The following is a 13,553-nucleotide window of genomic DNA, read 5'->3' on the forward strand; positions in this document are numbered from 1 at the left end:
CCTCGACCTCTTATTGTGTATGAACCCCTCGGGCCAGCAGGGCTCGTGCCCTGCCGGCGCACGAAACTTCAGTCGAACTCGACCCCTTCGCCGATCCACCTGTCGACGATCCCCTGGTAGGTGCCATCCGCCTTGATCTCGGCCAGTGCCGTATTGAGCGCTTCCTTCAGCTCCGGCGTGTTCTTCTGGATGGAAATGGCCGCGGGCCAACTGGGCAATTCGCCGACATCCACCTGCTTGATGGCGAGGTCCTGCTCGTTGAGCGCCACGTAGACGGGAATGTCATCGGCGACCATGACGTCGATGCGTCCCGTGGTCAGCGCGTTCAACATGTCGGGCAGGCCCTGGAAGGTCTGGTTGCGCCATTTGCCTTCGCCATGCTCGGTGGCCCACTGATTGCCGGTCTCTCCGAGGGTGGAGCCGACGTTCTTGCCTTCGAAGTCGTCGATCCCGTTGACGTCGTCGGTGCCCTCCTGCACCCAGATGGAGAGTCCCGAACGGTAATAGCTGTCGGTGAAGTCCACGGCCTTTTCGCGCTCTTCCGTCACGCTCATGCTGCAGATGCAGGCGTCGAAGCGGCCGCCGGCCAGGGCGGCGACGATGCCGTTCCACGGCGAGGTCTGGATGTTGGCCTCGACGCCCATCCTGTCGGCCAGGGCATTGGCGATATCCACATCGAAGCCGACCAGGTTGCCGGACGTGTCGACATAGCTGAAGGGAGGATAGGCGCCGGAGTTGGCCACCTGGAAGACGTCGTCCCGGATCTCGGGTAGATCTCGCGCCTGGACCGGCAGGCTGGCCAGGGAAACGGCGCCGATCAGTGTCATGGCCCCGATCATGGAACGGTGGAACGGTTTGTTGTGATTTGTCATGTCGATTCCTGCTCTTGTTGGTGTATGTCTGCGGGCTTGCAGCACATGCAGCGTCGCGGCATGCCTCGCCGTTGCTGCCGTCCATCGCAGCGGTTCTGGGCCTCGCGGCCTTATTGCTTCCTGTTATATTGCTAAATTCAAATATTCTAGCCTAGCAAGCATTGACCGTGCCGTCACATGCGCTCCAGGATCACGGCGATGCCTTGGCCGCCACCCACACAGGCCGTGGCGCAGCCGAAGCGACCGCCATCGTGAGCGAGGATGCGCGCCAGGGTGCCGGCCAGGCGCACGCCGGTGGCCCCCAGCGGGTGGCCCAGGGCCAGGGCGCCGCCCCAGACGTTGACCCTGGCGGGGTCGAGCCCGAGCTGGCGCATGGCGTGAAGCGGCACGGCGGCGAACGCCTCGTTGATCTCCCAGGCGTCGATCTGCTCCGGACGCAGGCCGGCCTGGGCCAGTGCTCGCTCGGCGGCCGCGGCGGCTCCGGCGCCCATGGACTCCGGGGCCACGCCCACATCGGCGAATGCCACGATGCGGGCCAGCGGCCTGGCACCATGGTGCTCTACTGCAGCTGCCGACATCAGCAGCGTGGCGGCGGCGCCCGAGGTCAGCGGCGAGCTGTTGCCGGCGGTGACCCGGCCGCCTTCGAGAAACACCGGGTCGAGCCCGGCGAGCCGTTCCGCGCTGGTGTCGGGCCGAATGTTGGCGTCTCGCACGATCGTTTCACCGGCGGGGTTGGCCAGTGCCAGACGCTCGCCGTCGAAGCAACTCTCCGCCTCGGCCCGCGCCGCGCGGCGGTGGGATTCGAGGGCGAAGGCGTCCATCTCCTCACGCGCGATGCCGGTCGATGCCGCCAGGCGCTCGGCGGTAAGGCCCATGTTCAGCGCCACGTCGAGTTCGAGCCAGGGAGCGTTCTGCAGGGTAGCGGGGGTGGTCAGTACGCCTTCCTTGAACAGCGCGGGGCCCATCGGCACGCGGGTCATGTTCTCGAAACCGCCCGCCATGGCCACTTCCACCGCGCCGGCCTGGATCTCGCGGGCGGCGCTGCGCAGGGCGGCCAGCCCCGAGCCGCACTGCTGGTCGATCTGGCGGCTGGCACACGCGCGGCCCTGCGGGCCGAGCCGCTGTGACAGCCACAGCGGGTAGCGGCCGCCGAAGCTCCACTGCTCCTTGACCGGCAACGCACAGCCGATGCTGAACTCCTCCACAGCGTCGGGGGCGAGGCCGCCGCGCTCGAGCAGGGCGTCGATCACCCGGGCGAGCAGGGCATCGCCGCGGGTCTCGGCCCAGCCGTCCACCTCCGGCTTGCGCGGGTGGGCGCGGGTGAAGGCACTGCGGGCGTAGTCGACGAGATACGCTTCCTTCATGAACGATCTCCTGCGGCTCTGGCCATCTCCGCCCAGCGATGGATGAACAGCGCGTAGGTGGTCAGCACGTGACGGATCGAGTCGATCTCGACGCACTCGTCGACACCATGGATGCGCTGGGCCACCGGCCCGTAGCAGGTGCCGTTGATTCGCCCGCTGACGTGGAAGGCGCGCAGGTCGGTGGTGCAGGTGGAGAGGTAGGTGGCCGGCGGCTCGCCGAGCAGGTCCCGGTGGCAGCGCGAGAGCAGGGCGATGCCCGGTGCCTCGAGGTCGATTAAGTGACCCTCGGAGCGGAAGCCATGGAACTCCACCCGGGGTGCGGGGCTACCATCGGCAAGCTCGGCGTGGCGTGCCGCGATGCACCGCCGCACACGCTCCATCACCTCGTCGGGCATCATGCCCGGCGGGAAGCCGACGCGGCCCTCGAGGAGGGCATGGGCGGGCACGCTGGAGGCCCAGTTGCCCCCCTCGATCTTGCCGATGCTGAGGTTGAAGGGGCTGTCGAGGGCGTCGTAGGGGGCCTGGCGCGGCAGGCCGTTGATCTCCGCCTCCAGCGCCTTGAAGGCCGGCAGGTATTCGACCAGGGTCTCGATGGCGTTGCGCCCGGCGCGGGTGTCGAGCACATGGGCCGGCACCCCCTCCAGGTGCATGCGGAACCACAGCACTCCGACCTGGCCGGCATAGATCCGGGGGCCGAAGGGCTCGGGGATCAGCACGAAGTCGCCGCTGTAGCCCTGGTGCAGGCAGGCCAGGGCACCGTTGCCGGTGCACTCCTCCTCGATCACCGTCTGTAGGGTCAGCGGGAAGTCGATGGCCACGCCGGCCTCGCGCACCGCCTGCACGGCCAGGGTCATGGCGGCGATCCCGGCCTTCATGTCGCCGGCGCCGCGCCCGTAGAGCCAACCGTCCTGCTCCCAGGGCTCCCACGGCGGGCGGGTCCACATGTGGGTGGGTTCGGCGGGCACCACGTCGAGGTGGCCATTGAGCACCAGGTGCGGCCCCGGAGCGTCGGCGTTGAGCCGGGCCAACAGATTGTAGCGTCCCGCACAGTCCCATTCGACGGGGGCCCGATGGGGATGGTCGGCGAAGCCGGGTGCATCCAGCGGTACCCGGGTGACCGGCAGATCGAGGCGCTCGAACCAGCGCTCCATCGTCTCCAGCGCGCCGTGCTCCTCGCCCAGCACGCTATAGCCGCGCACCAGGTCGCGGGTCAGCGCCAGGGTGTCGTCCATCAGCGCTTCGCAGCGTGCGACGATGCGCTGCTCGATGGCGCTCAGCATCAGAATCTCCCCAGTCGACGCTCGTCGACGATCAGCTCGGCTTCGGTGGCCTCGCGCAGCTCGGCCACGCTCAAGCCATCGGCGATATCCACCACGGCGAGCCCTTGCGGCGTGACGTCGAGCACCGCCTTGTCGGTGACGATGCGCGACACGCAGCGCTCGGCGGTGAGCGGCAGGCGGCAGCGCTTGAGTATCTTGGGGTTGCCGTGCTTGTCGTTGTGCGAGCACAGGATCACCAGGCGCCTGACCTTCTGCGCCAGCTCCATGGCGCCACCGATGCCCGGCGAGAACTTGCCGGGGATCTTCCAGTTGGCCAGGTTGCCCAGTTCATCCACCTCGAAGGCGCCCATGAAGGTGAGGTCTACGCGGCTGCGGCGGATCATGGCGAAGGACATGGCGCTGTCGAACACGCTGGCGCCGGGGCGGGTGGCGATGTAGGCGCCCCCGGAGTCGATCATGTCCCAGTCGGGAGCTTCGTCGTCGCGACGTGGACGACAGCCCAGCACGCCGTTCTCGGAGTGCACCAGCACCTCCATCTCGTCGGGCAGGTAGTGGAACAGCTGGGTGGGCAGGCCGATACCGAGGTTGACGATCTGCCCCGGGATCACCTCGCGGGCGGCGCGGGCGAGGATGCGTTGCTGATCAGCCGACATGGGCGCGCCTCCCTTGTTCGCTGGTGTCGCGAGCGACCTCCACTACCTGGCTGACGAAGGCGCAGGGGGTGTGGATCGCCTCGAGGACCAGGCTGCCGGGCTCGTCGACCCGGTAGGCCTGGGCGATGACGGTATCGGCGGCCATGGCCATCAGTGGGTTGAAGTTGCTCGCAGTGGCACGGTAGATCAGGTTGCCGTAGCGGTCGGCGCGCTCGGCGTGGACCAGGGCGAAATCGGCGTAGAGCGCCGGCTCGATGCCCCAGGTGCGGCCATCCAGCTCGATTTCGCGGCGCTTGCCGGCGATCTCGGTGCCCTGGCCGATGTCGGTGATGAAGGCGTGATGGCCGGCTCCGGCGCTGCGGATCTTCTCGGCGAGCAGCCCCTGAGGGAACAGCTCTACCTCCAGCTCGCCGCGGTTCATCGCCGCGATGGCGTCACGGTTGAGGCCAATGTGCGAGGTGATCAGGCGACGCACCCGACCGGCCGCGATCAGCTTGCCGATGCCGATGCCCGGCTCGTTGGCGTCGTTCTTGATCAGGGTGAGGTCGCGCTGGCCCTGGGCCAGCAGCTCGTCGACCAGGGCGAAGGGCGTGCCCGGCGAGCCGAAGCCGCCGACCATGATCGAGGCGCCGTGCGGAATGGCGGCGATGGCCTCGTCGATGTCGCGATGTTTCTGATTGAGAAGCGTCATGAGGGTGCCTTTTCCATCTGGCGGTCAGGGTGTCGCGGCCTTGGCGTTCGAGGCGGTCACCTCGCGGTCGAAGCGCAGCATGGTGCGTTCGAGCCGGAGCAGCAGCTCGGCGGTGTCGGCGGCGTCGATGGTCAGCGGCGGGGTGACCAGGAAGTGGTCGCCGGCCACGCCGTTCAGTGTCCGCCGTGGGTAGATCAGCAGTCCCTCTTCCCTGGCCAGCGCCGTGATGCGGGCGAAGCGGTTCTGCTCGGCGGGGAAGGGCGCCTTGGTATCGGCATCGGCGACCAGCTCCACGCCCCATAGCAGCCCCAGGCCGCGCACGTCGCCGACCCAGGGGAAGCGGGCCTTGAGCGCCTGCAGTCCCTCCTTCAGCTCGCGGCCGCGGGCCGCCACGTTGTCGAGCACGTGCTCGCGCTGCATGGCATCGATCACCGCCAGCCCGGTGGCGCAGGCCAGCGGGTTGCCGGCATAGGTATGGCCGTGCTGGAAGCCGCCAGAGGCCATGACCGTCTCGACGATATCGGCACGCGACAGCACCGCCCCCACCGGGTAGTAGCCGGCACCGAGCCCCTTGGCGGTGGCCAGCAGGTCGGGCGTAACGCCGTAGTGCTGGTAGGCGAACCAGGCCCCGGTACGGCCGACGCCGGTCAGCACTTCATCGAGAATCAACAGGCAGCCGAACTCGTCGCACAGCGCACGAATGCCTTCCAGGTAGCGCCGGTCGAGCAGGCGCGCGCCGGTGCTGGCGCCGCCCACCGGTTCGAGTACGAAGGCGATGATCGTCTCGGGACCGGTGGCCTCGATGGTGGCGCGGGTCTCTTCCAGCACCCGTGCCACGTGCCGGGCGTCGTCGGCGTCGCCATGACGAAAGAAATCGGGGCCAGGCACCTTGAGCGACGCGGTAGTGATGTCGGCGAAGGGGGCTTCCAGCGGCTCGTAGCCGGTCACGCCCAGCGCCCCCAGGGTGCTGCCGTGATAGGAGGGGCGCAGCGAGACGAAGCGCTGGCGCTGCGGCTCGCCCCGGGCGACGAAGTACTGGCGCGCCAGCTTGAGCGCCGACTCCACCGCCTCCGAGCCGCTGGAGACGAAGAACACCTTCTCCAACTGACGATGGGTAAGGGTCACCAGCGTCTCGGCCAGGGCGACCGCCGGGGCATTCTCGAACTGGGTGCGGTAGGTGAAGGCGACCCGGTCGAGCTGGGCAAGCATGGCGTCGCGGATGTCGGCCCGACCATGGCCGAGGTTGCAGGCGATGGCGCCGGAGCAGCCATCCAGGTATTGGCGGCCGGACTCATCCCACAGGTAGACGCCCTTGGCGTGGCTGACTTCGGGCAGGGTGGGGCCGGCCTGGTAGAACAGAGGCGATGGGTCCATTTGGCTCGCTCGTTATCATTATGTGTCGGTGAACGGTTGTTCAGCAGTCTATGTAGCGAAAGCCAAGTATTTCAATATATGATCTTTTTATTGAATTCGATGAGTTTTGGTCATGGCGGATGTCAATATCCACTCGCTCAAGGCGCTGGCGATCTTCAAGACCCTGTTCGAGGCGGGTACCGCCTCCCAGGCGGCGCGCACTCTGGGCATCACTCAGTCGGGGGTGAGCCGCTCGCTGGCCCAGCTCGAGGAGAATCTGGGCATCCAGCTGTTCCTGCGCGAGAAGAACCGCCTGGTGGCGACGCCCGAGGCACGCGAACTCTACGATGAGATCCTGCGCCTGATGGGCAACATCGAGGAGCTGCGCCACAGCGTGCTGGCGCTCAAGGAGTTCGGTACCTCGCGGCTGCGCATCGCCGCAGTCCCCGGGCTGTCGTTCGGCTTCGTGCCGCGGCTGGTGGCGGCGCTGCTGGCGGAGAACCGGCAGTTCAGCGTCAGCCTCGACATGATGTCGAGCCACGAGGTGCAACTGGCAGTGGAGTCGAGTCACGCTGACATTGGCTTCGTCACCCTGCCGATCACATCGCGGGTGCTGCGGGTGGAGCCTTGGTTCACCACCGAGGCGCTGTGCCTGATGCCACGGGAACATCCCTTGGCGGCTCGCGAGCGCGTCGACGTGCAGGACCTGCGCGACCAGCATCTGGTGATCAGCAACCAGCCGAGCATCAGCACCAACCCGCTGCTGGAGCTGGCCAGCCAGCACCGCGTGCGGATCGCCGGCAAGACAGAGGCCAACATCGGCACCATCCCCGCTCTGGTGGCCAGCCATGTCGGCATCACGGTGATGAACCCGATCACCGCCCAGGATCAGCTCGCTCCCCGAGACGACGTGGTGATGCGCCCCTTCTCGCCGGCCATGACCTTCAGCTTCGGCCTGATCTACCGTGACAACTGGAAACAGGCCAAGGTGCTCGACTTCCTGCGCCGGCGCGCCCGGGCGTTGCTCGGGACCTATCCGGCCATGGCGCTCGACGACGCGCTGAGCCGGGAGCCATAGCCTGCCGGCCGCGGTGCAGGCAGGCGTACCGCGAAGGGGCGAACTTTGCGCCTTTGGCCACAGCCGGTAGAATGAGGACTTTCGCGTTCGGCGCGTCGACCGGACTTTCGCCGGGGCGAAGCAGGCCCTGCTCCGACCGGCTGCCCGCCAGCCCCGCTGCAAGGAATTCGTGCTGCAATGAGCTATCAGGTTCTGGCCCGCAAGTGGCGGCCGCGTACGTTCCATGAACTGGTCGGCCAGGAGCACGTCCAGCGTGCGCTGGTGAACGCCCTCGACCAAGGGCGTTTGCACCACGCCTACCTGTTCACCGGCACGCGAGGCGTCGGCAAGACGACTCTGGCAAGAATACTCGCCAAGTGCCTCAACTGTACCGCCAAGGGGCACGGCGACGACGGGATCACCTCCACGCCCTGCGGCCAGTGCGACAGCTGCCGAGCCATCGACGAAGGCCGCTTCGTCGATCTTCTCGAGGTCGACGCCGCCTCGCGCACCAAGGTGGAGGACACCCGCGAGCTGCTCGACAACGTGCAGTACGCCCCCACCCAGGGGCGCTACAAGGTGTACCTCATCGACGAGGTGCACATGCTCTCCACCAGCAGCTTCAATGCCTTGCTCAAGACGCTGGAAGAGCCGCCGCCCCACGTCAAGTTCCTGCTCGCCACCACCGACCCCCAGAAGCTGCCGGCCACGGTGCTGTCGCGCTGCCTGCAGTTCACGCTCAAGAACATGCCGCCGGAGCGCATCGTCGGCCACCTGGCCAAGGTGCTCGAAGCCGAGGGCATCGGTTTCGAAGAGAGCGCCCTGTGGCTGCTGGGCCGTGCCGCCGACGGCTCCATGCGCGATGCCATGAGCCTGACCGACCAGGCGATTGCCTTCGGCCAGGGGCAGGTCCGCCATGCCGATGTCGCCGCCATGCTCGGCACCCTGGACCACCGCCATGTGCTGGCGCTGGTCGAGGCCCTGGCCGACGTCGACGCCCCCCGGCTGCTGGCCGAGATTGGCCAACTGGCCGAGCAGGGGCCGGATTTCGCCGCGGTGCTCGACGACATGACCGCCGTGCTGCACCGCCTGGCCGTGGCGCAGATGGTGCCGGATGCAGTGGACAACGGCCACGGCGATCGCGAGACGGCGCTGGCCCTGGCCTCGCGCTTCACTGCCGAGGACGTGCAGCTCTACTACCAGATCGGCATCCAGGGGCGTGGCGACATGACCCACGCGCCCGACCTGCGCACGGCGCTGGAGATGACCCTGTTGCGCATGCTGGCCTTCCGCCCCCAGGGCGTGCCCCAGCCGGCGAAGACACCGCTGCCGCTGCGTGGCGCGGGCAGTGGCGGCACGCCCGCCGCACCCGCGGGCGGGGAGGGCGAGCCGCCGGCCGAGGCCCGCGGGGAGGGGGGGACGCCCACCGCCGCGTCGCGTCAGCCCGAGCCGACGTCGGCGCCGAGCCCCCCGCTGGCGGACGCCGAGGCCGAGCGGGCGCCCGAACCGCCGCCGCCCTGGGAGGAGCCCGCCCTGCCGGTGCCGGACGAGCCCGTCGAGGCACCCGCCGCGCCCGCGCCGAGCGCCCCCGTCGTCTCCCGCGCGGCAACGCCTGTCGCGGAGCCGGACGCCAGGGAGCAGGCGTCTGCGCCCCCTCCCGCCGCCGCTCAGGACACGGTGTCACGCATGGAAGAGGGCGATACCGCCGTCCTCGAGGCGCCGAATCCCGGCCTCGCCCCCCCCGACCCGGTCGCCGCAACGCCGCCACCGTCGGCTGCCGCCCCCGGGGAGCGGTTCGACCATGACCGCTGGCTGCAGGACTTCGAATCTCTCGGGCTGGGTGGGCTGACACGCAACCTCGCCGCCCACTGCGTGGTCGAAGCCGATGACGGCCGTCGGCTGACGCTGCGCCTGGACCCGTCGCAAGAGGCCATGAACGCCGAGATCCACGTGCGTCGCGTGCAGGAGGCGCTGGCGGGCATCGGCATTGCGCGGCAGCTCGTCATCGAGCCCGGGGCCTTGCCCACCCAGGTGGAAACGCCCCGGCAGCGCGCCGATCGGATCGCCGCCGAACGCCACGCCGAGGCCGTGGCGGCCCTGCAGCGCGACCCGCATGTCAGGCAGCTCCAGGACACTTTCGGTGCACGCCTGATCGAAACGACCGTCAAGCCGGCGGAAACGGCACCAAGGGCCTGACACCCGCGGTTTCATTTGCCAATCGAGAGGAACGATCATGATGAAAGGTGGAATGGGCAACCTGATGAAGCAGGCCCAGGAGATGCAGCAGAAGATGCAGCGTGTCCAGGAGGAGATCGCCAAGGCCGAGGTGACCGGCGAGGCCGGCGCCGGCATGGTCAAGGTCACCATGAACGGCCGCCACGACGTGAGCAAGGTCGACATCGACCCCAGCGTCATGGAGGAGGACAAGGAGCTGCTCGAGGACCTGCTGGCCGCGGCGGTCAACGATGCCGTGCGCAAGGTCGAGACGACCTCGCGCACCAAGATGGAAGAGGCCACGGCAGGGCTGAACCTGCCACCGGGTTTCAAGATGCCCTTCTGATGAGTTTTTCCCCTCTTGTCGAGAGATTGATGGAGTCGCTGCGGGTGCTGCCGGGCGTGGGGCCCAAGACCGCGCAGCGCATGGCGATGCATCTGCTCGAGCGCGACCGCGACGGTGGGCGCCGCCTGGCCGACGTGCTCGCGCAGGCTCTCGAGCAGGTGGGTTATTGCCGGCGTTGCCGCACCCTCACCGAGGAGGAGGTCTGCGGCCTGTGTACCAGCGCCAGGCGCGACGATGCCCTGCTGTGCGTGGTAGAGTCGCCGGCCGACCAGTTGGCCATCGAGGAGGCGGGAGGCTACCGCGGGCGTTATTTCGTCCTTCACGGCCATCTTTCGCCACTGGATGGCATCGGCCCCGAGGACATCGGTCTCGACCGGCTCGAGGCGCGTATCGCCGAAGGTGGCGTCAGCGAGGTGATCCTGGCCACCAACCCCACCGTGGAGGGCGAAGCCACGGCGCACTACATCGCCACCCAGCTCATGCCTCACGGCGTCACGCTCTCGCGGCTGGCCTATGGGGTGCCCATGGGGGGCGAGCTCGAGTATGTCGACGGCGGCACCCTCAGCCGTGCCTTCAACGGGCGCCTGCCGTTTCGCGGCGATTGACGCCGTTACCCTGACTTCACCCAGCTGGACGAACGCATGACCCTGACCCCCGAGATACGCTGGATCGATACGCCCGAGGCGCTGGATGCCGCCTGCGCCGAGGTGGCTCAGGCCGAGGTGATCGCGCTGGACACCGAGTTCTTCCGCGAGAAGACCTTCCATCCGGTGCCGGCCCTGATCCAGTTCTCCGCTGGTGGCCCGGCCTGGCTGGTCGACCCGCTGGCGGTCGGCTGCACCGATGCCTTTCGCCGGCTGCTGGGCGAGGGGCCGCTGAAGCTGCTGCATGCCAGCAGCGAGGATCTCGAGGTGCTGGCGCACTGGGCAGGCGTGACGGTGGCCCCGCTGGTGGATACCCAGGTGGCCCAGGCCCTGCTGGGGGAGGATCCCGCCATGGGCTACCAGCGCCTGGTACAGCACTGGACCGGTGAGACGCTGCCCAAGGACGAGACCCGTTCCGACTGGCTGCAGCGTCCGCTGAGCGAGGCCCAATGCCTCTACGCGGCTCTCGACGTGGTGTTCCTGCTCAGGGTCTGGGAGCACCAGCGCGATGCGCTGGAACGGCAGGGGCGGCGCGAATGGCTGGAGGCCGACTGCCGCGAGCTGCTGGCCCAGGCACTGCGCAGCGACGAGGCGGACGGGCAGTGGTACCGCCGCCACCGCCAGCTGTGGCGGCTCTCGCCCCGGCAGGTCGAAGCCTACCGGCTGCTGACCACCTGGCGCGAGGGCGAAGCCCGGCGACGCAACCTGCCACGGGGCTGGTTGTTCAACGACCGGGTGCTCTACGGCATTGCCGAGCGCATGCCCGAGAATCGCCATCAGCTCGCCGGGATCGACGACATCAAGCCGAGCCAGATCAAGCGCGATGGCGACACCCTGCTGGCACTGGTGAAGCAGGCGCGACAGTGCGAGGCCGAGGCGTTGCCGCCGGCGCAGCCGTCACCGCTGGGAGCGGAGTACAAGCGTCGCATGAAGGCACTCAAGCGCGTCGTGAACGAACGTGCCGAGAGGCTGGGGGTGGCGCCGGAGGTGCTGATGCGCCGGCGTGACCTCGAAGCCCTGATTGCGGCCGACCTGGCCGCCGAACCGCTACCCCTTCCCGGCGGCTGGCGTGGCGACTGCCTCTCGGCTCCCCTGGTACAGGCACTGGACGAGGTGAAAGCCGAATGACGGACGACCGTATGCAAGGCGACAAGCTGCTGTGCGAGATCTACAAGAGTTCGCGCAAGGAAGAGATGTATCTCTACGTGGACAAGCGCCGCGGCCTGGCCGAGGTGCCCGAAGCGCTGCTCGAACGCTTCGGCAAGCCGGTCCCGGCCATGACCCTGGTCCTGACGCCGGAGAAGACGCTGGCGCGAGCCAAGGCGAGCGACATCATGGCGGGGATTCGCGACAAGGGGTACTACCTCCAGCTGCCGCCGGCCAAGGAGGCGTACCTGTTGGACCTCTACCGGACCCCCACCGAGGCACGCTACTGATCATGCGTGAGCGTTTCTGGGAGCGCTTCGATCTCGAGGAGCTCACCGCCGAGGAGTGGGAAGCGCTGTGCGATGGTTGTGGCCAGTGCTGCCTGCTCAAGTTCCAGGATGATGACAGCGGCGATCTCGCCGTGCTCGGCGTGGCCTGCGAGCTGCTGGATATCCACAGCTGTCGCTGCAGCGACTACCCCAACCGCCAGGCGCGGGTGCCCGACTGCGCCCGGCTCACGCCACAGCGTGTCGACGAATTCCGCTGGCTGCCTAAGTCCTGCGCCTACCGCCGCATTGCGGAAGGGCGTCGGCTCGCCGGTTGGCACCCGCTGATCTGCGGCGACCCCGAGCGGGTGCATCGCAAGGGGATCAGCGTGCGCAGTTTCGCCATTTCCCAGCGGGACGTTCCCGAGGACGCGCTGGAAGACCACATCATCGCCATACTGCCGATTGACGGCTGATCCCTCCAGGATTCGAGGTGCCTGGTACTTTTCGAGCCTGCGCCTCACCCATCGCCTTTCGCTTTCTCATCAGTCGCCTGCTACGGCATTTTCACGCGAGTGGCTTATAGCCATTTCTCCCGTTCGCCATGATGCTGAGTGTTGCCATCTGTAATTTTATGTTTCTTTCAGAGGGCAATGCGAATGGCCCGGCTGCCTGGGCAAGGTTGATGGGAGGGGAACATGAGACGGATATGGATGACGACGGCAGGCCTGGCGCTTGGCGTCATGACGACGAACGTCCTGGCACAGGCGCCGCTCTGGAGCGAGCCGCTCAGCGACGAGACCATGGCCGAGCGCTGGCATGCGCTCTTCAATGAAGGCGTCGTGCTGAGCGATGAGGAGCTGCAAGAGCTGCTGAAGTGGCTGCCGCCGCCGGGAGCCGGGGGGCTGGGGGCGGGGCTGGACGGCTCCGTGGGCGGCGAGGGTGGCCTGGTGAGCACGCGCACCTCGCCACCCAGCAATAACGGCAGTGGTGGCAGCGGCGGCGACAACGGCGGCGGCGACAACGATGGCGGCGACAACGACGGCGGCGACAACGACGACGGCGACAACGACGACGGCGACAACGACGGCGGCGACAATGACGACGGCGACAATGACGACGGCGACAATGACGACGGCGACAACGACGGCGGGGACAACGACGGCGGCGACAACGGCGACGGCGACAACGGCGGCGGCGACAATGACGACGGCGACAACGACGGCGGGGACAACGACGGCGGCGACAACGGCGGCGGCGACAACGGCGGCGGGGACAATGGCGGCGGCGATGATATCGGCGGCGGCTCCGGCGGGACGGGAAACGGCGGAGGTGAAGGCGGCGGCGGTGGTTCCGGTGGCGGTGACGGCGGCGGCTCCGGTGGCGGTGACGGTGGCGGCTCCGGTGGCGGTGACGGTGGCGGCTCCGGTGGCGGTGACGGCTCCGGTGGCGGGGATAGCGGCGGCTCCGGTGGCGGTGACAGCGGCGGCTCCGGTGGCGGGGATAGCGGCGGTTCCGGTGGCGGTGACAGCGGCGGTTCCGGCGGCGGGGATAGCGGCGGTTCCGGTGGCGGTGACAGCGGCGGTTCGGGTGGCGGCAGCGGCGGGGGTGCCGGGGGTGGCGGCGCCTGAGCGTTCATCCCAACGTGAAGACCCGGCCTCGGCCGG

Annotated in this window: 14 protein-coding genes; 8 read left to right on the forward strand and 6 right to left on the reverse strand. The window is 68.4% G+C overall.

Translation table 11 applies throughout. The features are described 5' to 3' along the window. Positions 1-68: 68 nt before the first annotated feature. The 6 genes from HNO51_RS07280 to HNO51_RS07305 form a co-directional block, all read right to left on the reverse strand. Positions 69-872: a transporter substrate-binding domain-containing protein gene (locus HNO51_RS07280; RefSeq protein ID WP_234283515.1), complete on the reverse strand. Its 804-nt coding sequence runs from the start codon at positions 870-872 to the stop codon at positions 69-71. A 173-nt stretch (positions 873-1,045) separates the two neighbouring features. Beyond that, the gene (locus HNO51_RS07285) at positions 1,046-2,236 is read right to left on the reverse strand and encodes an acetyl-CoA C-acyltransferase (protein ID WP_197450404.1); all 1,191 of its coding nucleotides are present in this window, start codon (positions 2,234-2,236) and stop codon (positions 1,046-1,048) included. Beyond that, the gene (locus HNO51_RS07290; RefSeq protein WP_209538851.1) at positions 2,233-3,516 is read right to left on the reverse strand and encodes an ArgE/DapE family deacylase; all 1,284 of its coding nucleotides are present in this window, start codon (positions 3,514-3,516) and stop codon (positions 2,233-2,235) included. The genes HNO51_RS07285 and HNO51_RS07290 overlap by 4 nt, the downstream gene beginning before the upstream one ends. Continuing rightward, the gene (locus HNO51_RS07295; RefSeq protein ID WP_197450406.1) at positions 3,516-4,169 is read right to left on the reverse strand and encodes a 3-oxoacid CoA-transferase subunit B; all 654 of its coding nucleotides are present in this window, start codon (positions 4,167-4,169) and stop codon (positions 3,516-3,518) included. The genes HNO51_RS07290 and HNO51_RS07295 overlap by 1 nt, the downstream gene beginning before the upstream one ends. Further along, complete coding sequence (locus HNO51_RS07300; protein ID WP_209538852.1) at positions 4,159-4,860, reverse strand: CoA transferase subunit A; 702 nt, start codon at positions 4,858-4,860, stop codon at positions 4,159-4,161. The genes HNO51_RS07295 and HNO51_RS07300 overlap by 11 nt, the downstream gene beginning before the upstream one ends. Positions 4,861-4,884: 24 nt before the next feature. After that, a complete protein-coding gene (locus HNO51_RS07305) occupies positions 4,885-6,234 on the reverse strand; it encodes an aminotransferase family protein (protein ID WP_209538853.1) in 1,350 nt (449 codons plus the stop codon). A 112-nt stretch (positions 6,235-6,346) separates the two neighbouring features. Between HNO51_RS07305 and HNO51_RS07310 the strand changes: the two genes are divergently transcribed. The 8 genes from HNO51_RS07310 to HNO51_RS07345 all read left to right on the forward strand — a co-directional run bounded on the left by HNO51_RS07310 (position 6,347) and on the right by HNO51_RS07345 (position 13,517). Next, positions 6,347-7,291, forward strand: a complete 945-nt coding sequence (locus HNO51_RS07310) for a LysR family transcriptional regulator (protein ID WP_209538854.1) — start codon at positions 6,347-6,349, stop codon at positions 7,289-7,291. Between the two features lie 177 nt (positions 7,292-7,468). Next, complete coding sequence (gene dnaX, locus HNO51_RS07315; protein ID WP_209538855.1) at positions 7,469-9,466, forward strand: DNA polymerase III subunit gamma/tau; 1,998 nt, start codon at positions 7,469-7,471, stop codon at positions 9,464-9,466. Between the two features lie 37 nt (positions 9,467-9,503). Then, on the forward strand, positions 9,504-9,830 hold the full coding sequence (locus HNO51_RS07320; RefSeq protein ID WP_149329092.1) for a YbaB/EbfC family nucleoid-associated protein: 327 nt from the start codon (positions 9,504-9,506) through the stop codon (positions 9,828-9,830). Further along, complete coding sequence (gene recR / locus HNO51_RS07325; protein ID WP_197450411.1) at positions 9,830-10,435, forward strand: recombination mediator RecR; 606 nt, start codon at positions 9,830-9,832, stop codon at positions 10,433-10,435. Before HNO51_RS07320 ends, recR begins: the two co-directional genes overlap by 1 nt. Positions 10,436-10,471: 36 nt before the next feature. Continuing rightward, entirely contained in the window at positions 10,472-11,602 is a 1,131-nt protein-coding gene (rnd, locus tag HNO51_RS07330; protein WP_197450412.1) for a ribonuclease D, read from the forward strand. Continuing rightward, the gene (locus HNO51_RS07335; protein WP_197450413.1) at positions 11,599-11,910 is read left to right on the forward strand and encodes a YcgL domain-containing protein; all 312 of its coding nucleotides are present in this window, start codon (positions 11,599-11,601) and stop codon (positions 11,908-11,910) included. The genes rnd and HNO51_RS07335 overlap by 4 nt, the downstream gene beginning before the upstream one ends. A gap of 2 nt (positions 11,911-11,912) precedes the next feature. Continuing rightward, a complete protein-coding gene (locus HNO51_RS07340; RefSeq protein WP_197450414.1) occupies positions 11,913-12,362 on the forward strand; it encodes a YcgN family cysteine cluster protein in 450 nt (149 codons plus the stop codon). A 222-nt stretch (positions 12,363-12,584) separates the two neighbouring features. After that, positions 12,585-13,517, forward strand: coding sequence for a hypothetical protein (locus tag HNO51_RS07345; RefSeq protein WP_209538856.1), 933 nt, complete (start codon positions 12,585-12,587; stop codon positions 13,515-13,517). Positions 13,518-13,553 lie beyond the last annotated feature (36 nt).

The organism is Billgrantia sulfidoxydans, from assembly GCF_017868775.1.
Lineage (GTDB): Bacteria > Pseudomonadota > Gammaproteobacteria > Pseudomonadales > Halomonadaceae > Halomonas > Halomonas sulfidoxydans.

Coding starts and splice junctions, on each gene's coding strand:
- HNO51_RS07285 (WP_197450404.1), bottom strand. CDS start 2,236: ATGAAGGAAGCGTATCTCGTCGACTACGCCCGCAGTGCCTTCACCCGC.
- dnaX (WP_209538855.1), top strand. CDS start 7,469: ATGAGCTATCAGGTTCTGGCCCGCAAGTGGCGGCCGCGTACGTTCCAT.
- HNO51_RS07310 (WP_209538854.1), top strand. CDS start 6,347: ATGGCGGATGTCAATATCCACTCGCTCAAGGCGCTGGCGATCTTCAAG.
- HNO51_RS07345 (WP_209538856.1), top strand. CDS start 12,585: ATGAGACGGATATGGATGACGACGGCAGGCCTGGCGCTTGGCGTCATG.
- HNO51_RS07335 (WP_197450413.1), top strand. CDS start 11,599: ATGACGGACGACCGTATGCAAGGCGACAAGCTGCTGTGCGAGATCTAC.
- HNO51_RS07290 (WP_209538851.1), bottom strand. CDS start 3,516: ATGCTGAGCGCCATCGAGCAGCGCATCGTCGCACGCTGCGAAGCGCTG.
- HNO51_RS07280 (WP_234283515.1), bottom strand. CDS start 872: ATGACAAATCACAACAAACCGTTCCACCGTTCCATGATCGGGGCCATG.
- recR (WP_197450411.1), top strand. CDS start 9,830: ATGAGTTTTTCCCCTCTTGTCGAGAGATTGATGGAGTCGCTGCGGGTG.
- HNO51_RS07300 (WP_209538852.1), bottom strand. CDS start 4,860: ATGACGCTTCTCAATCAGAAACATCGCGACATCGACGAGGCCATCGCC.
- HNO51_RS07340 (WP_197450414.1), top strand. CDS start 11,913: ATGCGTGAGCGTTTCTGGGAGCGCTTCGATCTCGAGGAGCTCACCGCC.
- HNO51_RS07295 (WP_197450406.1), bottom strand. CDS start 4,169: ATGTCGGCTGATCAGCAACGCATCCTCGCCCGCGCCGCCCGCGAGGTG.
- rnd (WP_197450412.1), top strand. CDS start 10,472: ATGACCCTGACCCCCGAGATACGCTGGATCGATACGCCCGAGGCGCTG.
- HNO51_RS07305 (WP_209538853.1), bottom strand. CDS start 6,234: ATGGACCCATCGCCTCTGTTCTACCAGGCCGGCCCCACCCTGCCCGAA.
- HNO51_RS07320 (WP_149329092.1), top strand. CDS start 9,504: ATGATGAAAGGTGGAATGGGCAACCTGATGAAGCAGGCCCAGGAGATG.